The 23,073-nt window shown below is 63.7% G+C and carries 19 protein-coding genes; 5 read left to right on the top strand and 14 right to left on the bottom strand.

What is annotated here, in order from left to right; all coding sequences use genetic code 11:
• The first annotated feature begins 87 nt into the window (after window positions 1-87).
• Window positions 88-684: a DNA endonuclease SmrA gene (gene smrA, locus R6258_RS01105; RefSeq protein ID WP_318446388.1), complete on the top strand. Its 597-nt coding sequence runs from the start codon at window positions 88-90 to the stop codon at window positions 682-684.
• A 91-nt stretch (window positions 685-775) separates the two neighbouring features.
• Here smrA and R6258_RS01110 read toward each other — a convergent pair whose 3' ends face one another.
• The 4 genes from R6258_RS01110 to metH form a co-directional block, all read right to left on the bottom strand.
• A complete protein-coding gene (locus R6258_RS01110; RefSeq protein WP_318446390.1) occupies window positions 776-1,270 on the bottom strand; it encodes a DUF934 domain-containing protein in 495 nt (164 codons plus the stop codon).
• Window positions 1,263-2,915 carry a nitrite/sulfite reductase gene (locus R6258_RS01115; protein WP_318446392.1) on the bottom strand — a complete coding sequence of 551 codons (1,653 nt, stop codon included), beginning with the start codon at window positions 2,913-2,915 and terminating at the stop codon, window positions 1,263-1,265. The genes R6258_RS01110 and R6258_RS01115 overlap by 8 nt, the downstream gene beginning before the upstream one ends.
• Window positions 2,916-3,095: 180 nt before the next feature.
• A complete protein-coding gene (locus R6258_RS01120; RefSeq protein WP_318446393.1) occupies window positions 3,096-4,424 on the bottom strand; it encodes an MATE family efflux transporter in 1,329 nt (442 codons plus the stop codon).
• Between the two features lie 2 nt (window positions 4,425-4,426).
• Entirely contained in the window at window positions 4,427-8,158 is a 3,732-nt protein-coding gene (gene metH, locus R6258_RS01125; RefSeq protein ID WP_318446395.1) for a methionine synthase, read from the bottom strand.
• A gap of 270 nt (window positions 8,159-8,428) precedes the next feature.
• On the opposite strand from metH, the gene nfuA reads away from it, so the two are divergent.
• A complete protein-coding gene (gene nfuA / locus R6258_RS01130; RefSeq protein ID WP_318446397.1) occupies window positions 8,429-9,016 on the top strand; it encodes a Fe-S biogenesis protein NfuA in 588 nt (195 codons plus the stop codon).
• Window positions 9,017-9,159: 143 nt separating this feature from the next.
• Here the strand turns inward: nfuA and R6258_RS01135 are convergent, their stop codons facing one another.
• Complete coding sequence (locus R6258_RS01135) at window positions 9,160-10,125, bottom strand: DNA-binding protein (RefSeq protein WP_318446399.1); 966 nt, start codon at window positions 10,123-10,125, stop codon at window positions 9,160-9,162.
• Between the two features lie 385 nt (window positions 10,126-10,510).
• On the opposite strand from R6258_RS01135, the gene R6258_RS01140 reads away from it, so the two are divergent.
• Window positions 10,511-11,593, top strand: coding sequence for a tyrosine-type recombinase/integrase (locus R6258_RS01140; protein WP_318446401.1), 1,083 nt, complete (start codon window positions 10,511-10,513; stop codon window positions 11,591-11,593).
• A 67-nt stretch (window positions 11,594-11,660) separates the two neighbouring features.
• Complete coding sequence (locus R6258_RS01145; protein ID WP_318446403.1) at window positions 11,661-12,080, top strand: SufE family protein; 420 nt, start codon at window positions 11,661-11,663, stop codon at window positions 12,078-12,080.
• 42 nt (window positions 12,081-12,122) lie between these two features.
• Here R6258_RS01145 and yidD read toward each other — a convergent pair whose 3' ends face one another.
• From yidD to gorA, 9 genes are all read right to left on the bottom strand, one after another.
• Window positions 12,123-12,419 (bottom strand): membrane protein insertion efficiency factor YidD, encoded by a 297-nt coding sequence (yidD, locus tag R6258_RS01150; RefSeq protein ID WP_318446405.1) that lies wholly within the window; start codon window positions 12,417-12,419, stop codon window positions 12,123-12,125.
• Between the two features lie 4 nt (window positions 12,420-12,423).
• Complete coding sequence (gene hisI, locus R6258_RS01155) at window positions 12,424-12,873, bottom strand: phosphoribosyl-AMP cyclohydrolase (protein WP_318446407.1); 450 nt, start codon at window positions 12,871-12,873, stop codon at window positions 12,424-12,426.
• 65 nt (window positions 12,874-12,938) lie between these two features.
• Window positions 12,939-13,391 carry a Fur family transcriptional regulator gene (locus R6258_RS01160; RefSeq protein ID WP_318446409.1) on the bottom strand — a complete coding sequence of 151 codons (453 nt, stop codon included), beginning with the start codon at window positions 13,389-13,391 and terminating at the stop codon, window positions 12,939-12,941.
• 120 nt (window positions 13,392-13,511) lie between these two features.
• Complete coding sequence (locus R6258_RS01165) at window positions 13,512-16,577, bottom strand: efflux RND transporter permease subunit (protein ID WP_318446411.1); 3,066 nt, start codon at window positions 16,575-16,577, stop codon at window positions 13,512-13,514.
• Entirely contained in the window at window positions 16,577-17,719 is a 1,143-nt protein-coding gene (locus R6258_RS01170) for an efflux RND transporter periplasmic adaptor subunit (protein ID WP_318446413.1), read from the bottom strand. The genes R6258_RS01165 and R6258_RS01170 overlap by 1 nt, the downstream gene beginning before the upstream one ends.
• A 313-nt stretch (window positions 17,720-18,032) precedes the next feature.
• Window positions 18,033-18,428: an ectoine synthase gene (locus R6258_RS01175; RefSeq protein ID WP_318446415.1), complete on the bottom strand. Its 396-nt coding sequence runs from the start codon at window positions 18,426-18,428 to the stop codon at window positions 18,033-18,035.
• Window positions 18,429-18,527: 99 nt separating this feature from the next.
• Entirely contained in the window at window positions 18,528-19,793 is a 1,266-nt protein-coding gene (ectB, locus tag R6258_RS01180; protein WP_318446421.1) for a diaminobutyrate--2-oxoglutarate transaminase, read from the bottom strand.
• A gap of 104 nt (window positions 19,794-19,897) precedes the next feature.
• Window positions 19,898-20,476, bottom strand: a complete 579-nt coding sequence (ectA, locus tag R6258_RS01185) for a diaminobutyrate acetyltransferase (protein ID WP_318446423.1) — start codon at window positions 20,474-20,476, stop codon at window positions 19,898-19,900.
• Between the two features lie 313 nt (window positions 20,477-20,789).
• The gene (gene gorA / locus R6258_RS01190) at window positions 20,790-22,151 is read right to left on the bottom strand and encodes a glutathione-disulfide reductase (RefSeq protein WP_318446425.1); all 1,362 of its coding nucleotides are present in this window, start codon (window positions 22,149-22,151) and stop codon (window positions 20,790-20,792) included.
• A 141-nt stretch (window positions 22,152-22,292) separates the two neighbouring features.
• On the opposite strand from gorA, the gene can reads away from it, so the two are divergent.
• Window positions 22,293-22,949 (top strand): carbonate dehydratase, encoded by a 657-nt coding sequence (gene can / locus R6258_RS01195; RefSeq protein ID WP_318446427.1) that lies wholly within the window; start codon window positions 22,293-22,295, stop codon window positions 22,947-22,949.
• Window positions 22,950-23,073 lie beyond the last annotated feature (124 nt).

Below are 23,073 nucleotides of genomic sequence, written 5' to 3' on the forward strand. Positions count from 1 at the left end.
ACAGCGGGCGGTGACAGCGTGGCGCTTAAGGCTGTGGCTGCGGCTTTGTTATAGTGGCCTTACGATGAGCGGCCGGAGGGCGTAGCCATGAATCGTCAGCTCGACGAGGACAGCGATTTCACGCAATTGATGGCGGGCAAGGTACGTCCGGTTTCCAAGGGGCGCGACAAGGCCAGCCTGGATACCCAGCCCGCTACGCCCAGCGAGGCACAACTGGCAAGGCGGGCCAGCGCCGCGGCCGCGGCGGAGACGGCCAACTTTCTGAGCGATGAGTTCGTCGACCTGCTGCCGCCGATCGACCCCATCGAATACCGCCGCGACGGTATCCAGACCGGGGTGCTCGATCGTCTGCGCCAGGGCGGCTACAACCCGGAAGCGCGGCTGTACCTGATCAAGCGACCGTTGCGCGATTGCCGCCAGGAGCTGTTTCGCTTCATTGAAGACGCCACCGCCGGCGACCTGCGCTGCCTGCTGGTCGTTCACGGTCGCGGCAGGGCAGTGGATAGCCACGCCAACGTGGTGCGCTCGTATGTCGCCAAATGGTTGCAGCAGTTCGAGCAGGTCCAGGCCTATGCCTCGGCGGTGCCGTCACACGGCGGAATCGGCGCCACCTACGTGATGCTGCGCAAGTCCGAGCGCGCCCGCGCGCGCAATCGCGAGCGCCAGCAGAAACGTCGCGGTTGAGCGCGATGGTGAGAAGGCGCACTAAAGGTCAAGGAGAGAGGCTAAACGACAGCGCCGCCCAAGGGCGGCGCTGTCGCGACGAAGGACGGGTTCAGGTCGTTTCGCGCAGTCGGCGCTCGAAGAGCGCTTCCTTGACGTCGGCGGCGGGCTGGTAGCTGACGCTGAAGGCGCCGAGCGCGCGCAGCGCATCGTCCAGGCGCTGATCTTCGCGCAATGCCAGCGCATCGAATCCGCAGCGGGTCATGTAGAACAGTTGATCGACCAGCACGTCGCCGATGGCGCGGATCTCGCCCGTATAGGCATAGCGCTCGCGCAGCAGTCGCGCCAGCGAATAGCCACGGCCGTCGGTAAAGCTCGGGAAGTCGATGGCGATCAACGGCGCCCGGCGCAGTTCGTCGTAAAGCGCCGGGTCGAGCTGGGTGTCGCTGGGCAGCCAGGGCGCCAGCGAGGTGTCGTCGCGGTGCTCGCGCCACACGCCGAGCGGAACGATGGTCGGGCGCGTTGCGGGCGGGGCTTCCTCGTCGCGCGACAGTGCCCAGGTGTCCTGCTCCGGCTGGCCGAGCTTGATCAGGCTGGTGTCAGGCATACACACGCTCCTTGAACGGCTTGATGCCGATGCGGCGGTAGGTGTCGAGGAAGCGCTCGTCGTCATGGCGTTGCTCGACGTAGACCTTCAGCACCTTGTCGATTACCTCGGGTACGTCTTCGCGATAGAAGGAGGGGCCTAGGATCTTGCCCAGCGAGGCGTCGTCGCGGGAATTGCCGCCCAGCGAGACCTGATAGTATTCCTCGCCCTTCTTGTCGACGCCGAGGATGCCGATGTTGCCGACGTGATGGTGGCCGCAGGCGTTCATGCAGCCCGAGATGTTGAGGTCCAGCGGACCCAGGTCGTAGAGGAAGTCGAGATCCTCGAAGCGCTCCTGGATCGCCTGGGCGATGGGGATCGACACGGCGTTGGCCAGCGCGCAGTAGTCGCCGCCCGGGCAGCAGATGATGTCGTTGAGCGTGCCCACCGTAGGGTTGGCCATGCCCAGGTCCCGAAGCTTGTGCCAGAGCGCCTCGATCTCGTCGACCGGCACGTCGGAAAGCACCACGTTCTGCTCGTGGGTGACGCGCATCTCGCCGAAGCTGAAGGCGTCGGCGAGATCGGCGATGGCCTCCATCTGATCGGCGGTGACATCCCCCGGGGCGTGCTCGCGACGCTTGAGCGACAGCGTTACCGCCTTGTAGCCGGGGTCGACGTGATCGATGACGTTATTGGTTACGAAGCGCGCGAAGTCGCGATTGTCGCGGCGCAGCGCTTCGTAGGTAGCGATCGCCGCCTCGCTCACCGCGCGGCGCGGTGGCTCGGGGAAGTGCGCTCGGGCTGCGGCGACCGCGGCCTCGGTCAGCGTCTGCGGGCCATCCTTGATGTGCGCCCACTCCTCCTCGACGCGACGGCGGTACTCCTCGATGCCCAGCGCCTTGACCAGAATCTTGATGCGCGCCTTGAACTTGTTGTCGCGGCGTCCGAACTGGTTGTAGACGCGGACGCAGGCCTCCAGATAGGTCAGCAGGTGCTGCCAGGGCAGGTCCTCGCGCACCACGTCGCCGATCATCGGCGTACGACCCAGGCCACCCCCGGCCAGCACCCGGACGCGCAGCTCGCCCGCCTCGTTGCGCCATAGCCGCAGACCGATGTCGTGGACCTGAATGGCGGCGCGATCATGATCGGCGCCGGTGACGGCGATCTTGAACTTGCGCGGCAGGAAGGCGAATTCGGGATGCAACGTCGACCACTGGCGGATCAGCTCGCACCACGGCCGCGGATCCTCGATCTCGTCGCTGGCGATGCCCGCAAACTGATCGCTGGTGGTATTGCGAATACAGTTACCGCTGGTCTGGATGGCATGCATCTGCACCTCGGCCAGTTCGGCGAGGATCTGCGGCACGTCCTCAAGCTTCGGCCAGTTCAGCTGCAGGTTCTGGCGAGTGGTGAAGTGGCCGTAGCCACGATCATAACGCCGAGTGATACCGGCCAGCGTTCTCAACTGGTGGCTGGAGAGCATGCCGTAGGGAATCGCGATGCGCAGCATCGGGGCATGGCGCTGAATGTACAGGCCATTTTGCAGTCGCAGCGGGAGAAACTCGCTTTCGCTCAAGCGACCGGCCAGATAGCGGTCCATCTGATCGCGGAACTGGGCAACGCGCTCGTCGACGAGCGTCTGATCGTAGGTGTCGTACCGATACATATCGGGGTGTCCTGCTAGTCAGGGCGAAATGGGATCTGTGCCTTATGGCAGAGACCATACTCCGTTTCGTTTATTCTATGAAAGAATAAATAGTCATATTTTATTGGACGATATGTTATTAAAAATCCGCTTAAAGACGCGTTCGACATGGTAGAGCATGCCATGATCGAGGCCGGCGCTTCACAGCACAAGTTGCTGCCAGCGACGCCGCTGCCAGATCCAGGCGAAACTCAGCGAGTTGAGGCAGCGATACGCGAGCTGCATCCACCAGATGCCCAGCAGACCATAGCCCAGTGCCACCCCGCACCACCAGGCCAGTGGCAGGAAGACCAGCCATTGCAGGGCCAGCGTCACGCCCATTACCGTGCGGTTGGCGCCGGCACCGAGCAGGGCCTGCCCGAGCACGATCGCGGCCGCGTCGAGCACGATCATCAACGCCGTCAACTGCAGCGCTGCATGCCCAAGTTCGACCAGTGCCGGCTCGTACAGGAACAGCCCCAGGACCGCCTCGGGAAATGCCAGCATCGGCAACGCGGGCAGGGCCAGCGCCAGCCACGCCACGCGCACCACGTCCCAGCCCCAGCGGTGCGCCTCGTCCGGTGTCGCCCGGCCCAGAGACTGCCCGACCAGACTCATCGCCGCCACGCCCAGGCCGACCCCGGGCAGAATCAGTAACAGCGAAAGATTGACCAGCACATGGCCCACCGCCACGCTGGCGGTGCCCAACTGGCCAAGTATCGCGAAGAGTACCGCGTAGCCAGCGGCGAAGCAGAGTTGCTGCAGGGAGTGCGGGACGGCGAGCGCGAGGGTCGCGCGCAGCGCGGTGAGGCTTGGCCATTGCCATGAAAAAGCAGACGGCCCCTTGGCGCGTGCGGTGTAGGCGGCCCAGGCCAGCGCCGCCGTCGACACGGCGATCGCCGAGCCGGCTCCGGCGCCCGCGGCACCGAGGCGCGGCAACCCGGCGAGTCCGAAGATCAGCCCGGCACTCGCCAGCACATTGACCAGATGGGTCGCCAGCACGATACGCAGGTAAATCGCGGTTTGCTGGACACCATTCCAATAGCCACGGAAGCAGCAACAGATCGCCACGGCCAACAGGGCCACGACCCGCCAACGAAAATACGCCACGGCCACCTCGTGCACGGCCTGCTGCTGGGTGAGCAGCGCCAACAAGCGGGGGGCCTGCCACAGGCAGACCAGCGACAGCGGCAGGGCGACGATGACGGCGATCGCCAACCCGGCATTGAGTGCCCGGCCACGCTCGGCCTCGGCGCACTCGCCCTGTCGCCAGGCGGTCTGCGCCTGGACGCCCGACGACAGGCCGAAGACCAGCGCGGTGACGATGAACATCGCATAGCCGCCCAGGCCGACGCCGGCCAGCGCGACCTCGCCAAGCCGGCCGACCAGTGCGGCATCGACCAGATTGAGCAGGCTCTGCGAAAGCATCCCGCTGATGATCGGTCCGGCCAGCCTGAGGATGGTCAGGCTACGTCGTGGATCCGGCCACATCTTCAGTCGCGGTCGTAGCTCAACACCGGCGACAGCCAACGTTCCAGTTCGCTCAACGTCATGCCCTTGCGGTCGGCCAGCGCCTCGACCTGATCGCGGGTGATCTTGCCGGTGGCGAAGTATTTCGATTCGGGATGCGCAAAATACCAGCCCGACACTGCCGCCGCCGGCCACATGGCGAAGTTCTCGGTCAGCCTGAGCCCGGTGCGGGCCTCGGCCTCGAGCAGCCGGAACAGCGTGGCCTTCTCGGTATGATCGGGGCAGGCCGGGTAGCCCGGCGCGGGACGAATGCCCTGGTATTTCTCGGCGATCAGCGCGTTGTTGTCGAGCGCCTCGCCGGGCACGTAGCCCCAGTATTCCTTGCGCACCCGTTCGTGCATGCGTTCGGCGAAGGCCTCGGCAAGGCGGTCGGTCAGGGCCTGGACCATGATCGCGTTGTAGTCGTCGCCGGCCTTTTCGTAGCGCTTGGCCAGTTCGTCGACGCCATGCCCGGTGGTCACGGCGAAACCGCCGATCCAGTCGGGCTTGCCGCTGTCGCGCGGCGCGATGAAGTCGGCGAGGCTGTAGCAGATGCCGTCGCGGTTGCGGGTGGTCTGCTGGCGAATGTGGTGCAGGCGCTCGATGACCGTCTCGCGGGATTCGTCGGCATACACTTCGATGACATCGTCATCGACGCTGTTGGCGGGCCACAGGCCGATCACGCCACGCGCGGTGACGTGTTTCTCGTCGAGCAGCTTGCGCAGCATCGCCTGGGCGTCGTCGAAAAGGTTGCGCGCGGCCTCGCCGACCACTTCGTCGTCGAGGATCTTCGGGTACTTGCCGGCCAGCTGCCAGCTCATGAAGAACGGCGTCCAGTCGATGCGTTCGATCAGTTCGTCGAGCGGGTAGTCCTCGAAGGTCTTCAAGCCGGTGAAGGCCGGCGCCGGGGGCGTATAAGCCGGCCAGTCCGGCACGAAGCGACGCTCGCGGGCCTGCGCATAGGAAAGATCGGCGGCCTTGGGACGACGCTTGGCGTTGCGTTCGCGGACCTGTACGTACTCGTCGCGGATGGCCTGGACATAGTCCGGCTTGCTTTCGGTCGAGAGCAGCCGGCTGGCCACGCCGACCGCACGCGAGGCATCGGTGACGTAGATCACCGGATGCTCGTACTGCGGGTCGATCTTGACCGCGGTGTGCGCCTTGGAAGTGGTCGCGCCACCAATCAATAGCGGCAGGTCGAAGCCTTGGCGCTGCATCTCCTTGGCGACGTGCACCATCTCGTCGAGCGAGGGGGTGATCAGCCCCGACAGGCCGATGATGTCGGCCTTTTCCTCGCGGGCGGTCTGCAGGATCTTCTCGGCCGGCACCATCACGCCGAGATCGACGACTTCGTAGTTGTTGCACTGCAGGACCACGCCGACGATGTTCTTGCCGATGTCGTGGACGTCGCCCTTGACCGTGGCCATGACGATCTTGCCCTTGGCCTGGGTGTCAGTGGTCTTCTCCGCCTCGATGTAGGGCAGCAGATAGGCGACCGCCTGCTTCATCACACGCGCCGACTTGACCACCTGGGGCAGGAACATCTTGCCTTCGCCGAACAGATCGCCGACCACGTTCATGCCGTCCATCAACGGCCCCTCGATCACCTCGATGGGGCGCTCGAAGCGCTGCCGTGCGAGTTCGGTGTCTTCCTCGATATGCGTGGTGATGCCCTTGACCAAGGCATGTTCGATGCGTTTCTCGACGGCCCAGCCGCGCCACTCGAGATCTTCCTTCTTGGCCGCGCCGCTACCGTCGTCCTTGTAGCGTTCGGCCAGATCGAGCAGCCGCTCGGTGCTGTCTTCGCGGCGATTTTGCACTACGTCCTCGACCGCCTCGCGCAACTCGGCGGGCAGGTCATCGTAGACCGCCAGCTGGCCGGCGTTGACGATGCCCATGGTCAGCCCGGCCTTGATGGCGTGATAAAGGAACACCGAGTGGATCGCCTCGCGCACCGCGTTGTTGCCGCGAAACGAGAACGACACGTTGGAGACGCCGCCGGACACCATCGCGTGAGGCAGGTTGTCGGTGATCCACTGCGTCGCCTCGATGAAGTCGACGGCGTAGTTGTTGTGCTCCTCGATGCCTGTAGCGATGGCGAAGATGTTGGGGTCGAAGATGATGTCCTCGGCGGGGAAGCCGATCTCGTCGACCAGCAGCCGATAGGCGCGCTGACAGATCTCGGTCTTGCGCGCGAAGGTATCCGCCTGGCCCTGTTCGTCGAAGGCCATCACCACGATGGCGGCGCCGAAGCGACGGCAGGCCAGCGCCTGTTCACGGAAGGCTTCCTCGCCCTCCTTGAGCGAGATCGAGTTGACCACCGCCTTGCCCTGGATGCACTTGAGCCCGGCTTCGATGATCGACCACTTGGAGGAGTCGACCATGATCGGCACCCGCGAGATGTCCGGCTCGGAAGCGACCAGGTTGAGGAAATGCACCATCGCCTCCTGCGAGTCGAGCATGCCCTCGTCCATGTTGATGTCGATCAACTGGGCGCCGTTCTCGACCTGCTCGAGCGCCACTTCCAGCGCCGTGGTGAAGTCCTCTTCCTTGATCAGGCGCTTGAAGCGCGCCGAGCCCGTGACGTTGGTGCGCTCGCCGACATTGACGAACAGTGAGTCCGCGCCGATGTTGAAAGGCTCGAGCCCCGACAGCCGGCAGGCCGCGGCGATCTCGGCAGGGCGGCGCGGCGCCAGGCCGTCGACGGCAGCCTTGATCGCCGCGATGTGCTCGGGGGTGGTGCCGCAGCAACCGCCGATGATGTTGACCAGGCCACTCTCGGCGAATTCGCGGACGATCGTCGCCATCTCCTCGGGAGTCTGGTCGTACTCGCCGAACTCGTTGGGCAATCCGGCGTTGGGGTGGGCCGAGACCAGCGCATCGGCCTTGGTCGACAGCTCTTCCAGGTAGGGGCGCAGTTCGGCGGCGCCGAGCGCGCAGTTCAGGCCCACCGAGAGCGGCGATGCGTGGCGTACCGAGTTCCAGAACGCCTCGGTAGTCTGCCCCGAGAGGGTGCGGCCGGAGGCGTCGGTGATGGTGCCCGAGATCATCACCGGCAGGCGCTGGTCGCGGTCGTCGAACAGCTCCTCGAGGGCGTAGATCGCCGCCTTGGCGTTCAGCGTATCGAAGATCGTCTCGATCATGATCAGGTCGGCGCCGCCCTCGATCAGCGCCTGCGCGGCTTCGTAGTAGTTCTCGCGCAGTTCGTCGAAGGTCACGTTGCGCTTGGCCGGGTCGTTGACGTCCGGCGACAGCGACGCCGTACGACTGGTCGGCCCGAGCACCCCGGCCACGAAGCGCGGCACGCCGGTTTCCTCTCCGACCGCGTCGCAGACCCGCCGTGCCAGCCGCGCGGCCTCGCGGTTGAGTTCGACGACCAGTTCCTGCATGCCGTAGTCGGCCTGCGAGAGCCGCGTGCTGTTGAAGGTGTTGGTCTCGACGATGTCGGCGCCGGCTTCGAGATAATCGCGGTGGATGCGCTCCACCAGCGCGGGCTGGGTCAGGGCCAGCAGATCGTTGTTGCCCTGCAATTGCGTCGCCCAGTCGCTGAAACGCTCGCCGCGGAATTCCGCTTCACTTAGCTGAGCGTTCTGCAGCATGGTGCCCATGCCGCCGTCGAGCAGCACGATGCGCTGCTCGAGAGTCCTGACGAGCGCCTCGGGCGTACTGGCGGGAAGCGCGGAAGAAAGCGATGAGGAAGGGGGCGCGGTAGCCATGGTCGGCATCTGTCTCCAGCGATCGATCGTTCTCGGTTGTCGTTGCCTCGGCTGTACGCCGATGGCGGGCCCAAAGCGCCTGGCCGCGGGCCTGGCAATGGCCGACCATGCTACCAGAAACGCGCCCGACCAGGGGACTCCCACCCGTCGTTCATGCCTGGCAACCCTAGATGGCCCACAAATCCGAGTATTTCAGTCAGGATTGTGCCGTTCGGCGTTTTTGCATACCATTGGGGTAAATCACCGTATTGTCTTGATGGGTCGAGATTCATGAGCGAGAACATCCAGATCACCGATAGCGCCCAGGATTACCTTGCCGAGCTGCTCGCCAAGCAGAATGTCGAAGGGATCGCGGTGCGCATCTTCATCACCCAGCCGGGTACGCCGTATGCCGAGACCTGTCTGGCCTACTGCCGTCCCGGCGAGGAAGAGCCCAGCGACGAGCGCCTGGCGCTGGGCAAGATCACGGTTTTCCTCGACACGCACAGCGTGCCGTTTCTCGAGGAGGCGGTCGTCGACTTCAATGCCGACCGCATGGGCGGGCAGCTGACCATCAAGGCGCCCAACGCCAAGATGCCCAAGGTCAACGCCGATAGTCCGATGGAGGATCGCATCAACTACATCCTCTATAGCGAGATCAACCCCGGGCTGGCCGCCCATGGCGGCGAGGTCAAGCTGATCCAACTGACCGAGGAGAACATGGCGATCCTGCAGTTCGGCGGCGGCTGTCAGGGCTGCGCGGCCGTCGACCTGACCCTCAAGGAGGGCGTCGAGAAGACCTTGATCGAGCGCATCCCCGAGCTTGCCGGGATCCGCGACGTCACCGACCACACCGATACCACCAACGCCTATTACTGATCGCTTCGCTTCGCGCCCGATGACAGCGGCGCGACGGCAGGCTGCAGAGTCATCATGTAGCCCGTAAGAACGTAGCTAGCAAAAGAGCCGCCTCGTTGATCTAGGCGGCTCTTTTGCGTTCGGCCGAGGCCCGGCGGTTTATGTCAGTAGACGAAGGGCGGCAGGTTGACCCGCGCCAAGCGTGCTTCAGCGTCCTGCAAGCGCTCCCGCAACTGGGCCACGACTTTCTCGTTCTCCGCGCGATCGGCGAGGTGCTGCCGGACCCGACGCTCGCTTTCGCTGAGCGCGTCCTCGGCCTTGCTCAGCGACCACTGGGTCTCGCGATGGTTGGCCTGCTCCTCGCTCAGGCTGCGGCGCAGGGCCTGTCTGTCCGTGTCGGCTTCAGCAAGCCGTTTCTCGAGTGTCTCGAGGCGTTGGTTGTGGGTCTTTTCGCTACGCTGCTTTTCCTGGCGCGCATCGTCGAGCAAGGCCATCAGTCGCGCTTCGGCCGCTTCGTGACGCTGTTCTTCCTGCTTGAGCTGCTCGCTCCAATGCTCGTCGCGTGCCTTCAGGGCCGTCTGGTGCTGGGTCTGCTCGTCGCGTAACGATTGCCGCGCTTCGCCCGCCTGACGCTCGGCCGCCGCCAGCCGCTGGTTCAGCTCGTTCTCGCGCTGCTCGGCGGCCTGTTGGGCCGCCTCGAGGCGCGCGATCAGCGCGCTGTGTTCCTGCAGGCGTGTCTGCGCTTGAAGCCAGTGTTCGTTGATCGCCGCTTCGCGCTGCAGGGCATCCTCGGCTTCGCGCCGCGAACGCTGCGCCTGCTCACGCGCCTCTTCGACCAGTCGATCGGCTTCTTCGCGATAGTGACTCAGGCCGTCGCTGGCGTGCTGCTGCGCCTGTTCCCACAGCGAGTGCACGAGCGTTTCGACGGGCTCGGGAATGTCCTGCCAAGTGGGCTGGTCGCGGTTGGCGTCGCGCTGCTCCCGCCACTCACGGAAGTGCTCGCTGATGGTGGTAAAGCTCCCGGTGCCCAGGACATCGCGAATCTTCTGTATTCCCGGGGCTTCGCCGCGCTTGAGCAGCACATCGATCGCTCGCTGGACATCCTCGAACTGCACTCCACTGCGCGCCATGACGGTCTCCTCGATGTGTGTACGCCTGGTCCAAGCGACCCGCTTGCTCGACCGACCAATTTTAACTCAATCCTGTACATTCATCGCCTGATAAATACATTATTACATATTACGTAATATTAGTAATACGTTACGATATCGTTAAATAATTCATGATTACGCGCATTATCTTGATAAACTTTAGAAGTTATTCGATAATCGCCACCGCGAAACAAGCAGGTAGGCGGCGAATATGTGCAGCAAGGGAGGAGGGGGCGAGCCTCAAAGGCTAGGAAAAACCCCGAAGACTGAGGTCAAAGCCAGCACGACAAGCGAAATCGACCCGTCGACGCTGGATAAGCGGCGATTACCGGCGCAGGGCGGTGCCTGGCTCGCCAATCGGAACGTGCCGGCTGCCTCTCGTATTCGGGCCGAAAGTGACGCGCAGGCGATCGCCCAGTGGCTGAGCGAATATGCGGCGTCGCCGCAGACCCAGCGAGCCTATCGCAAGGAAGCCGAGCGATTGATGCTGTGGCTGGCGGCAAGCGGGCTGACGCTTGCCGAGCTGGACCGAAGCCAGCTGCAACGTTTCGAGGCGTTTCTCGCCGACCCGCAGCCTCACGAGCGCTGGGTCGGGCCGCCACGCCCGCGCCAGCACCCCCAGTGGCGTCCGTTTCGCCGGCCGTTGTCGGCGGCCAGTCGGCGTCAGAGCCTGGTCATCCTGCAGGGGATGTTCGCCTGGCTGGGAGAGGCCGGCTGGCTCTCGCACAATCCTTTCCGGCTGATGCGCGACAAGCGTCGGCGCCTCGACAATCGCCAGGCGCCGATCGAACGCTATCTCGAGCGGCCGCTGTGGGAGTGGCTGTGGAACTGGCTCAATCGGCCGCTAGCGGACTCGGCGACGTCCCGGGAGAGATATCTTCACCGCCGTCGTCGGCTGATCTTCGGCTTCGCCTACCTGCTGGCCCCGCGCATCAGTGAGATGGCCACGGCGCGGATGGGCGATTTCAGCTATCGGGAAGGGCGCTGGTGGTGGCGCGTGACGGGCAAGGGCGCGCGTACGGAGCGCATCCCGGTGCCTGCCGACATGATCGCGCTGCTCGGCGAGTGGCGCGAAGGCCTGGGGCTGGCGGCGCAACCGGCGGGCGACGACCCGACGCCGCTGATCCGTGCGCTGGATGGGCATCGGGCGATCGGCGATAACCAGCTCTACCGGTTGATCAAGGCCACCTTCGCCGAGGCGGCGCTGGCTCTCGAGAGCGAGGCCAGCGATGGCGGGACGCGCCCCCTGAGCCGCCAGCTGGCCCGCGCCACGCCGCACTGGCTGCGGCATACCGCGCTCACCCATCAGGCGCAGGCCGGGGTGGAACTGCGCTACCTGGCCAAGACTGCGCGCCACTCACGGCTCGATACCACCGCCCGCTACCTGCATGCCGAGGCCGACGAATGGCAGCAGCAGGTAGCCGCCCATCGATTGGGCGAGCAATGAGCGCCGTGGCGGACGCCGCCCGGACTGACGCGTTATAATCAGCAATACGACCGATCGAGGAGAGACCATGAGCGCTCAACAAGCCCAGGCCGAGCTGATCGAGGAGTTCGGTCTGTTCGACAACTGGATGGATCGCTACCAGTACATCATCGACATGGGCAAGCAGTTGCCGGCGTTTCCGGAAGAACTCAAGACACCGGAGACCAAGATCCAGGGCTGCCAGTCGAACGTATGGATCCATCATGAAAACCGCGCCGACGCCGTGCACTTCGAGGCGACGTCGGATGCCGCCATCGTGTCGGGGCTGATCGCCGTATTGATGCGCATCTACAACGATCGTCCAGCCAGCGAGATCGTCGCCACTCAGCCGACGTTCCTCGAAGAGCTGGGGCTCGACAAGCACTTGTCGCCGACCCGTTCGAACGGCCTGCACGCGATGCTCAAGCGCATCTACGCCGTCGCCGAGCGGCAAGCGGTATCGGGCTGATTCAAGCGGTATCCGGGGTGATCGACCGCGCGCAAGGCCGTTCTAGCGGGTATCGTTCGTCGTCGAGGCGGACTCGCCGGACGCCGGCTGTCGACAGCCCGGACATTCCGGCACCGGGTCGATGCCGCCGGCATGCCAAGGGTGGCATTTGGCGATGCGCTTGAGTGCCAGCCAGCCACCCCGGGCCGGACCGTGGAGGCGCAACGCCTCGATCGCATAGTTCGAGCAGCTCGGCCAGAAGCGACAGCGCGGGCCGAGCAGGGGACTGATCAAGTATTGATAGCCGCGTAGCAGAACCACCAGCAGCCCCGTCGAGATTCTTCGCAGCAGGCGAGCCATGCGTTTACCGCTTGCCGCCATTGCGGTAAAGCGTGGCCGGATCCACCAGCGGCTCGGCGTCGACCTCGCCACCTTGCGCGTCGAGGGCGATATAAAAGCAGCTACGCCGACCGGTATGGCAGGCAGGCCCGGCCTGGTCGACGCCGAGCAGCAAGGCGTCGCCATCGCAGTCCACTCGTGCGCTTAGCAGATTCTGCACCTGGCCCGAGGACTCGCCCTTGCGCCACAGTTTCGCGCGCGAGCGCGACCAATAGCAGACCCGCCCGCTGGCCAAGGTCTCCTCGAGCGCCTGACGGTTCATCCAGGCCATCATCAAGACTTCGCCACTGTCGTGCTGTTGGGCGATCGCCGGGATCAGGCCGGCGTCGTTCCAGCGCACTGCATCGAGGAGCGCATCGGCGGTCAGGCGCTCGCCACGCGGAGCGGACTCCAGGGATTTGAACAATTCGCTCATGGGGTTCCGTTACGTTTCAGGACGCCGCTTGGGGGCGGCGGGATCGGGGTTTCTCGTCGCGCCTATCAGGATTCGGCCAGCGCCAACTGGCAAGCGTCGCAGGTGCCCAATAGCTCGATGGTCTGGCGGTCGACGCGGAAGCCGAGCTGGGCGGAACGCTGGCTGAGTTGCGCGCTGACTTCGTCGAGGTGCAGCTCCTCGACCCGGCCGCAGTCGCGGCAAATCAGCAACTGGAAGCCGTGGCGGTGCTCGGGGCAGGGGCAGGCGACGTAGGCGTTGAGCGATTCGATGCGATGCACCAAGCCCTGTTCGATCAGGAAGTCGAGCGCGCGATAGACCGTCGGCGGCCGGGCCGCGGCATGCTCCGCCGCCAGCTTGTCGAGCAGGTCATAGGCCTTGAGGCCGCCGGGCGAGGCGGAGATCATTTCCAGCACGCGACGCCTGATCGGCGTGAAGCGTACGCCACGCTGGTGGCACTGGCGCTCGGCCTGCTGTGTCAGGGTCTGGGTATCGGGCATCTGCAGCGCATCGGCAAATCGTGGGACACCTATTCTACGCTCCTGAACGATGAGCGGCCAGGCGCGTGGGTGAGGCGGCCGGGACCGAGCCCCGCGCGAACAGCGCGGGGGCTCGTGCGCTCAGTGGCTGGGCTGCACCTCGTGGCCGGCATCGCGAATCGCGTTGTGATCGCGGGCCAGCAGGATGTAGAACGCCGGCAGGACGAACAGCGTGAACAGCGTGCCGATGCCGAGCCCCGAGGCGATGGTCAGGCCGATGTCGAAGCGGCTGACGGCGCCCGCACCGGTGGCGATCAGCAAGGGTACCATGGCCACGATCAAGGCCACCGAGGTCATGATGATCGGCCGCAGGCGAATCGTCGCCGCCTCGATGACCGCCTGACGCTTGTCGAGGCCGCGCTCGTGCTGCAGCGTGTTGGCGAACTCGACGATCAGGATGCCGTTCTTGGCGACGACTCCAATCAGCGTGATCAGCCCGACCTGGGTATAGATGTTGATCGTCGAGACCCCCAGCGTGATGAAGGCCATCGCGCCGGCCACCGACATCGGTACCGAGACCAGAATGATCAGTGGGTCGCGCCAGCTTTCGAACTGCGCGGCGAGAACCAGATAGATCACCAACAGCGACAGAAAGAAGGTCAGGATCAAGGCGCTTCCCTGATTCATCAGTTGCCGCGAGGCGCCGGCATAATTCACCGAGTAGTCCGCCGTGAGCGTTTCGGCCGCACTCTGGTTGAGCCAGGCCAGGGCATCGCCCAGGGCCACGCCGGGGCGCGGTACGCCTTCCAGCGTCAGAGCGTTGAGCTGCTGGAACTGGGTGCGTTTGGAGGGTTCGACGCCGCGCTCGAAGCTGACCAGGCTGCCGAGCGGCACCTGGTCCCCCGAGTCGGCGGTGATGTAGTAATTCTCGATCATCGAGGCGTCGAGCCGGTAGGACTGGTCGACTTGGGGAATCACCTTGTAGCTGCGGCCCTCCATGCTGAAGCGGTTGACGAAGCCTTCGCCGAGCAACGTGGCCAGGGTCTGGCCAACGTCGGCCATGGTCAGGCCCAGGTCGGCGACGCGGTCGCGGTCGATGCGGATGTTGGTCACCGGCCGGTCGAGGTTGATCGATTTGCGCAGGAAGGCGAAGTTGCCGCTGGCCATGGCCTTGCCGAGCAGCTCGTCGGCGGTGGCATTGAGCTCCTCGAAGCTGTTGGCGGAGGTCAGCACGAACTGGATCGGCAGGCCGCCACTCGAGCCGGGTAGGGAGGGCGGCGCAAAGGCCGCGGTCTGCAGGCCGGTCACCCTGCCCAGTGCCGCCTGCAGGGGCGGCATGACTTCCATCTGCGAAATGTCGCGTTCGCTCCAGGGCTTCATCTTGAAGCCGCCGAATACCGTATCGGCGCTGGTGCCGCCGAGGATCATGAAGGTCTCGTCGTAGCCGTCGATCTGCTCGGCTCCGGCCTGTATGTCGTTGGCGAAGCGCTTTAGGTAGTCCAGCGTTGCGGTCTGGGGCGCCGTTCCCTGGAAGAAGATGATGCCCTGATCCTCGTTCGGCGCCAGTTCGCTCTGGCTGGTAATGAACATGAAGTAGATCGACACCAATACTACTACGGCGAAAACGACCAGCACCGAGACCGTCTGAAGCGCCCGCGACAGCAGCGAACGGTAGCCGTTGGCCAGGCCGTTGAACGTGGCTTCGACGCCACGCTCGAAGCGCGACGGATCGCCGTGCGGCTTGAGTACCTTGCCGGCCAGCATCGGCGAGAGGGTCAGGGCGATGATCCCCGAGATCACCACCGCACCGGCCAGGGTGAAAGCGAACTCGGTGAACAGCGAGCCGACCAGCCCGCCCATGAAACCGATCGGCGCATAGACGGCGACCAGCGTGGTGGTCATGGCGATGATCGGCGTGGCCATCTCGCGGGCGCCGTTCAGGGCGGCCTCGAATTTGCTTTCGCCAGCTTCGATGTGACGATGGACGTTCTCGACGATGATGATCGCGTCATCGACCACCAGCCCGATCGCCAGCACCATTGACAGCAGCGTCAGCAGATTGAGCGAGAAGCCCATCAACAGCATCACGAACGCGGCGCCGATCAACGACAGCGGAACCGCCACGGCGGGAACCAGTGCCGCACGGAACGAACCCAGCGAGAGAAAGATAACCACCAGCACGATCACCAGCGCCTCGAGCAGCGTCTTGACTACCTCGTTGATCGAATCCTCGATGAACTCGGAGGCATCGTAGGGCAGTACCACGTCGAGCCCGCTCGGTAGCTGGCGATGGATCTCCGGCATCGTTTCGCGCACGGCCCGGGCCACGTCCAGCGGGTTGGCGCCCGGCGCCTGTTCGATGGCCATGAAACTCGCCGGCGTGCCGTTGTACCAGGCGGTGCTGTCATAGCTTTCCGCTCCCAGCTCGGTGCGGGCGATGTCGCGCAGCCGCACCAGGTCGCCGTCGTCGTTGCGCACCACCAGATCCTCGAATTGCTCGGGATCGATGATGTCGGTGTTGGCGGTCAGATTGACGGCCACGAACTCGCTGCGCGTCTTGCCGACGCCGGCCTGGTAATTGTTGCTCTCGAGCACCGCGACGACCTCTTGCGGCGTGACGTCGAGCGCGGCCATGCGCTGGGGATCGAGCCAGATGCGCATGGCGAAACCCTGGCCGTAGATACGTGCCTTGGCGACCCCGGACAGCGCCTGCAGCTTGGGCTGGACGACGCGGGTCAGATAGTCGGTGATCTGCGGCACCGGCATCTCGCCGGAATAAAACGCCAGGTACATCAGTGCCGTCGAGTCGCCGGTAGAGGACTCGATGACCGGACTCTCCGCGGCTTCGGGCAGCACGCTGCGCTGACTCGCCACCTTGGCCTGGATTTCGGCCAGCGCGGCATTGGCATCGTAGTTGAGCGTCATATGCACCTCGATGGTCGAGGCGCCCTGGATGCTCTGCGAATCGATATAGTCGATGCCGTCGGCTTCGGCGATGGCCTGTTGAAGGGGGGTGGACACGAAGCCCTGCACCAGTTCGGAACTGGCCCCGGGATAGGACGTGGTGACCGTGATCACGGTGCTTTCCAGTTGTGGGTACTGGCGCACTTCCATATCCATCGCGGCGCGCAGGCCCATCAACAGGATCAGCAGGCTGATCACGGTGGCCAGAACCGGCCGGTGGACGAAGATGTCTGTGAACTTCATCAGCCCTGCGCCTCCGCGTTCGACACCTCGGTGTCAGCGGCCGGCGCGTCTGCGTTGCCCTCGCTGTCGCCGCCCTTGACCTGAATCGGCTGACCGTCGCGCAGTCGTAGCTGACCGGTGGCGACGACACGGTCGCCGGGCTCGAGTCCTTCGATAATCTCTACCTGGTCGCCACGCAACTGACCAATGCTGACCTGGGCGCGCTGGGCGATCGTCTGGCCCTGATCGTTCTCGACGATCTTGAATACGTAGTCGCCATAGGTATTGAAGGCGAGGGCGGTACGCGGCAGCGTCGGCACGCTGACGGTGTCCGGCGCCAGGGTGCGTACGTCGGCGAACATCCCCGGACGCAGCAGGTGCTCGGCGTTGCTGAGCTTGGCCCGGACATCCAGCGTTCGGCTGCTTTCATCGACGGTCGGTGCCACGGCCTCGATTACGCCGTCGAAAGCCCGCTCGGAAAACGCCGCCACATGGATCTGTACCTGGCGACCGGCCTGCACCTGGTCGAGCTGTTTTTCGGCCACGCTGTAGTCGACGTAGATCGGGTCGAGCATGTTCAGCTCGACGATCGGCGTGCCGACGGCAATGTATTCCCCCAGGTCGACCTGACGCAGCCCGACCACGCCATCGAACGGCGCACGGATGGTCTTCTTGTCGAGCTGCGCTTGTTGCTGTGCAACATCAGCCCGGGCGGCCTGGTAGTTGGCCTGGGCCTCGTCGTATTGCGATTGCGAGATGGCGTTGCGCGGCAACAGGTCGGAGTAACGGCGGAACGTCTCGTTGGCCAGACGGGCCTGGGCTTCCAGGGCCGCCAACGCGGCCCGATCGACGCTGTCCTCGAGCTTGATGAGGATATCGCCACGTGCAACCCGTTGGCCGGATTCGAAGGCGATCTCGCTGACCACACCGGCGACTTCGTTGGAAACCGCCACGCCGTTGATCGCACGCAGCGAACCGACCGACTTGATCTCCGGCCGCCAAGCTTTGGCGTCCAGGGTGACGCTATCGACCGGCGTCGGTGGTTGGGCTTGTGACATCTGTTCGCCCATTTTCTGCATCTGCAGAAACTTCCAGCCAAAGATCCCTCCGAGGATCACGGCCAGCAGTGCCAGGACGACGATCATGCGTACGGCGGTTTTCATGCGCGATTTCCGAATCAAGCTGAGCGGGTAACCGCGTATCATGCGAGTAACGCATCCCGAAAGCCAGTAGTCGGAAGTCGCAAGTATCAACGCGCATAAGATCAAACAGGGAAGGAGACGACTGCACGACAAGAGCGGCAAAAGGCGTGATAACGAACGAATCGAATGATCCGCATCACTGATTTAACATAATATATATTATGCGAATTCAGGCTTGCGCTCATGAGATGGCTGCAGGTACGAAACAAGACGGCCCCGTCTGTTACGGAGCCGTCTCGTGTAGCTATCGTCTATAACCGTTGGCGAGCCAGGTTCAGAGCTCTTCGGACGGCGCATAGGAGCCATCGGGACGATGGTCTTCCTTGCCGGTCAAGCCCGGAGTGAAGACACAGGCCAGCACCAATGTTTCCGATGCGCGCAGCATGTGATCGTCGTGCTGGTCGAGAATGTATATGTCGCCCGGACCGATCGGCCAGATCTTGCCGTCGGCCAGCGTCTCGACTTCACCCTTGCCTTCGATGCAATAGACCGCTTCGAAGTGATGCTTGTAGTGGATATGGGTCTCGGTGCCACCGAAGATCCGTGTGATGTGGAATGAGCATTTGCCGCCGTCATCGGCCAGCGACAACCGCGTGCTGTCCCAGTTGCCATTCGCTGCGGTAACCAGCCGGTCGGTCTGGCGCGCTTCCTCGAGATTGCGAACGATCATAGTGATCTCCTTGGTATGACAAGCCGACTGGGTGTCGACGGGTGACTGAGTCACCATTCGCCAACTCGCTGCGAGCGGCGCGATGGTGACTCCAGAGTATCAGCTGAAGGCCTGGTGGGTACTTGATTCCAGAATATCCAGACCTTCGAGCAGATCCTCGTCGGTAATCGTCAGCGGGCACAGGCACTTGACCACTTCGCCATCCTGGCCACTGGTTTCGATGATAAGACCGTTCTCGAACGCCTTGTGGGTGATCTTGTCGGCGATGTCGCCGCTGCCCACATCGATGCCGCGCATCAGGCCGCGGCCACGCTCGCTGGCCTCGATGCCCTGCTCGCCCAGCCAGGCGGCGATTTTCTGGAAGCGCTCTTCGACGATCCGACCCTTGCGCTGAACGTCACGCTCGAAGACGTCGTCGCTCCAATACTTGCGCATGGCGGCGGCGGCGGTCGTGAAGGCCAGATTGAAGCCGCGGAACGTGCCGTTGTACTGGCCGGGCTTCCACTTGTCGAGCTCGGGGCGCATCAGCACATGCGCGAACGGCAAGCCATAGCCGGACAGCGATTTGGAATTGGTGACGATGTCGGGCTTGATGCCGGCATGCTCGAAGCTGAAGAACTTGCCGGTACGCCCGCAACCCGCCTGGATGTCGTCGATGATCAGTAGGATATCGTTGGCTCGGCAGATGCTCTCCAGACGCTTTAGCCACTCGAGGCCGGCAACGTTGATGCCGCCCTCGCCCTGCACCGTCTCGATGATCACGCCTGCCGGCGTATCGAGACCCCCGGACTTGTCGCCCAGCAGCTTCTCGAAGTAATCCAGCGTATCGGTCGCCTCGCCCATGTAACCGTCGAATGGCAGGAAGGAAGCGCCTTGCGTGGGAATGCCGCCGGTCGCCTCGCGGAACTTGCGGTTACCGGTAGTGGCCAGCGCGCCCATGGTCACGCCGTGGAAGCCGTTGGTGAAGGTGACGATGTTGTGACGTCCTTTGGCCACCCGTGCCAGACGGATCGCCGCCTCGACGGCGTTGGTGCCGGTCGGTCCCGGGAGATGCACCTTGTAGTCGAGCCCGCGGGGCTTGAGGATCACCTCCTCGAGGGTCTCGAGGTAGTCGCGCTTGGCGGCGGTCCAGAAATCCAGGCCATGGACGATGCCGTCTGAGGCCAGGTAGTCGACCAACGCCTGCTTGATGTGCGGGTTGTTGTGCCCATAATTGAGCGTGCCGGCACCGGCCAGGAAATCGATGTATTCACGGCCGCTTTCATCGGTCAGGCGGGCATTCTGCGCCTTGGTGAAAACCACCGGGAAAGAGCGCGAATAGGTCCTGACTTCGGATTCCATGCGTTCGAGAATCTGTGTCTGCATTACGACCTCCGGGTCGATAGAGAATAGGAAGAGCGACGCGCGATGACATGGCGTCTAGAGCGGTGACGTCAGTAGAAACATGGCCCGTCGGCAACCGGGCGCGATTAGATGCGTTCAGGATCGAAGGGCCCGATACGCACGAGGTTTTCCGGATCGTGCTCGCCACCGAGCTGGTCGGTGGAAAAGTACTCTCGGCTGTTCAGCGGCGCCTGCCAGCGATCGGCGAGGCGTTTGAACAATCCCCACGATGCCTGATTATCCGGCGTGATGGTGGTTTCCATGTGCCGCACCTGAGCCATTTGCGGGCGGCGCATCACGGCCTCGACTAGGCGCCGGGCCAGGCCCGTGCCACGCGCCTTCTCACCGACGGCGACCTGCCACAGGAAATAGGTATCCGGCGCGTTGCGCTTGGGGTAACCCGAGACGAAGCCGACCACCTCGCCCTCTTCATCCGTGGCAACGGCACAGCTATCACGAAACTGGGTCGCCAACAGCAGATAGGCGTAGGCGGAATTGACGTCGAGCGGCGGGCAGGACTTGACGAGTTCGTAGATACCCCAGCCATCGTCAGTGGTGGGTTTGCGAATGAACAACGGGTTGTGATCATGACCCACTATGGCATCGGCAACACTGGGTTTCGCCAGGTCGGCCGAGGGGATGAAAGGCTGCGTTGTCATGTTCATGAGTTCGGTTCGCCGTTGCGAATTTGGAAGAATTTTAACAGGCACTTAGGGATAAATCAAAGAACCGGTTATTACTTGGGGCGCACTCCATAATGGATAGTTATTAATTGGTCAAATAATTCGCTACTGCAAGTCTAGACCAATCACGCGCTGTTATCGGTCGATGAATCCAGCGAGTGCTCCGAACGCCTCATGCGGAATTGACGATGCTGCAAAAAGCACAGGCCACCCGTGGGTGGCCTGTGCTTGAACATACGTCTTTAACCGGTTCTTTAGCCGACAGGCGCCTTCACACTTCGCGCCCGTCTTCGCATCAGCGCCGGCTGGGGGTGCGCATGGTGACGAACTCCTCGGCGCCGGTCGGATGAATACCGACCGTGGCGTCGAAATCGGTCTTGCTCAATCCGGCGCGCACGGCGATGGCGATGCCTTGGATGACCTCGCCCGCTTCCTCGCCGACCATGTGCGCGCCCACGACACGGTCGCTGGTGTCGTCGACGACCAGTTTCATCAGGCAGCGCTCATCGCTTCCCGAGAGCGTGTGCTTCATGGGACGGAAGTCGGCGGTATAGATGCGTACCTCGTCGAACTCGGCGCGCGCCTCCTCCTCGCTGAGTCCCACGGTGCCGATGTTGGGGTGGCAGAACACCGCCGTGGCAATGTTGCGATAGTCCAGCGGTCCCGGCGGATTCGAGGTGAAATGGTGCTGAACCATGTGCATGGCCTCGGCCAGCGCCACGGGGGTCAGTTCGGGGCCACCGGTGACGTCGCCGAGCGCGAGTATCGAAGGAACCGACGTCTCGTAGCGTTCGTTGACCTTGAGCGTACCATCGGGGTTGAGGGCGACATCGAGTGCGTCCAGCCCCAGGCCGGCCAAATGCGGGCGGCGACCGGTCGCCGCGAGCACGGCGTCGACTTCCAGGGTCTCGCCGTTGGTCAGCGTCACCTGCAACACCTCGCCCTGCTTCTCGATGGCCTCGATGGTGGTTTCGAAATGCAGGTTGACGCCCTTCTTGGCCATCTCGTCGCGGGTGAATTCGCGGACTTCATGATCGAAGCCGCGCAGGAACAGCGCACCGCGATAGACCAGGTGCGATTCGCTGCCCAGGCCATTGAAGATGCTGGCGAACTCGACGGCGATGTAACCGCCGCCCAAGACCAGGAAACGCTTGGGAAATTCGTCGAGATCGAATACCCGGTTGGAATCGAGCACGTGCTCGTTGCCGGGAAAGTCGGGAATCCACGGCCAGCCGCCGACCGCAACCAGGATCTTCTCGGCACTCACCGTCTCGCCGTTGACCTCGACGCGGTGGCCGTCGACGACCTTGGCGCGTGCATTGATCAGCGTCACTCCGGCGTTATCGAGCAGCCGGTTGTAGATGCCGTTGAGGCGCTTGATTTCGTCGATCTTGTTGTCACGCAGGGTGGCCCAATCGAAGCGCGGCGCCCCGGGCAATTGCCAACCGAAACCGGCACTGTCCTCGAAGGCTTCATGAAAGTGCGCGGCGTAAGAATAGAGCTTCTTGGGTACGCAACCCACGTTGACGCAGGTGCCCCCGAGATAGCGGTCCTCGGCGATGGCAACTCGGGCACCGGTCGCGGCGGCGGTACGTGCGGCACGTACGCCCCCCGAGCCGGCGCCGATGACGAACAGATCGTAATCGAACTCAGCCACTTGCTTCCTCTCCTGTTTACTTATTGGCGGCGATGATAACAGCCGTGTCGGCCTGCCGGGAGGCCCTTGCCATTGACCCTCTCTATGTCGTTGATAAAGAATGCTAGTCGCCGAGCGGTCTGACCATAAGGAGTCCCCTATATGAAAACCGAAATGAAGCGTCTGCTGGAACGCAACCGCGAGTGGGCAGAGAACGTGCGTCGCCAGGACCCGGATTTCTTCGCACGCCTGTCGCAACAGCAGAACCCGGACTATCTATGGATCGGCTGCTCGGACAGCCGGGTCCCCGCCAACCAGATCATCGATCTCCCCCCCGGCGAAGTCTTCGTCCACCGTAACGTAGCCAACCTTCTCCAGCACAATGACATGAACGCCTTGTCGGTGGTCCAGTTCGCCGTCGACGTACTCGAGGTCAGGCATATCATGGTGGTCGGCCACTACGGTTGCGGCGGCGTCAAGGCGGCGATTACCGGCGGTGAATTCGGCATGGTCGACTATTGGCTGCACTCGATACGCGAGCTCTACAGCCGCCATCGCGACAACCTCAAGGAGCTGCCGCTCGATACCCAGGTCGATCGCATGTGCGAGCTCAACGTTCGCGCCCAGGTCGCCAACCTGTGCCAGACCAAGATCATTCAGCGCGCCTGGCTGCGTGGCCAATCGCTCGCCGTTCATGGCTGGGTCTACGGTCTCAGCGATGGGCGCGTCACCGATCTCGAATGCACGATCGAGGGCCTCAACCAGGTCTCGCAACTATACCGGGTCGACCGCGTCGAGCCGGCGCCGTCGACTGACTGAGCAGGCCATACTCAGGCGGACGCTAAAGCATCGCCGAGCGGGGTGGCGGGCAACATCGAACATAGGCGCCATACGCGACGCGTATGGCGCCTGTCAGTTTTTCGATTGTCCCGCCCCGCCCCGC

This window comes from Halomonas sp. HP20-15, from assembly GCF_033446685.1.
Classification (GTDB): domain Bacteria; phylum Pseudomonadota; class Gammaproteobacteria; order Pseudomonadales; family Halomonadaceae; genus Modicisalibacter.

Excerpts from the sequence above, each read along its gene's own strand:
- R6258_RS01110 (WP_318446390.1), bottom strand. The coding sequence starts at position 1,270 with ATGCCTGACACCAGCCTGATCAAGCTCGGCCAGCCGGAGCAGGACACC.
- R6258_RS01135 (WP_318446399.1), bottom strand. The coding sequence starts at position 10,125 with ATGGCGCGCAGTGGAGTGCAGTTCGAGGATGTCCAGCGAGCGATCGAT.
- R6258_RS01165 (WP_318446411.1), bottom strand. The coding sequence starts at position 16,577 with ATGAAGTTCACAGACATCTTCGTCCACCGGCCGGTTCTGGCCACCGTG.
- can (WP_318446427.1), top strand. The coding sequence starts at position 22,293 with ATGAAAACCGAAATGAAGCGTCTGCTGGAACGCAACCGCGAGTGGGCA.
- smrA (WP_318446388.1), top strand. The coding sequence starts at position 88 with ATGAATCGTCAGCTCGACGAGGACAGCGATTTCACGCAATTGATGGCG.
- R6258_RS01145 (WP_318446403.1), top strand. The coding sequence starts at position 11,661 with ATGAGCGCTCAACAAGCCCAGGCCGAGCTGATCGAGGAGTTCGGTCTG.
- R6258_RS01175 (WP_318446415.1), bottom strand. The coding sequence starts at position 18,428 with ATGATCGTTCGCAATCTCGAGGAAGCGCGCCAGACCGACCGGCTGGTT.
- nfuA (WP_318446397.1), top strand. The coding sequence starts at position 8,429 with ATGAGCGAGAACATCCAGATCACCGATAGCGCCCAGGATTACCTTGCC.
- metH (WP_318446395.1), bottom strand. The coding sequence starts at position 8,158 with ATGGCTACCGCGCCCCCTTCCTCATCGCTTTCTTCCGCGCTTCCCGCC.
- R6258_RS01115 (WP_318446392.1), bottom strand. The coding sequence starts at position 2,915 with ATGTATCGGTACGACACCTACGATCAGACGCTCGTCGACGAGCGCGTT.
- yidD (WP_318446405.1), bottom strand. The coding sequence starts at position 12,419 with ATGGCTCGCCTGCTGCGAAGAATCTCGACGGGGCTGCTGGTGGTTCTG.
- R6258_RS01160 (WP_318446409.1), bottom strand. The coding sequence starts at position 13,391 with ATGCCCGATACCCAGACCCTGACACAGCAGGCCGAGCGCCAGTGCCAC.
- R6258_RS01170 (WP_318446413.1), bottom strand. The coding sequence starts at position 17,719 with ATGAAAACCGCCGTACGCATGATCGTCGTCCTGGCACTGCTGGCCGTG.
- ectA (WP_318446423.1), bottom strand. The coding sequence starts at position 20,476 with ATGAACATGACAACGCAGCCTTTCATCCCCTCGGCCGACCTGGCGAAA.
- ectB (WP_318446421.1), bottom strand. The coding sequence starts at position 19,793 with ATGCAGACACAGATTCTCGAACGCATGGAATCCGAAGTCAGGACCTAT.
- hisI (WP_318446407.1), bottom strand. The coding sequence starts at position 12,873 with ATGAGCGAATTGTTCAAATCCCTGGAGTCCGCTCCGCGTGGCGAGCGC.
- R6258_RS01120 (WP_318446393.1), bottom strand. The coding sequence starts at position 4,424 with ATGTGGCCGGATCCACGACGTAGCCTGACCATCCTCAGGCTGGCCGGA.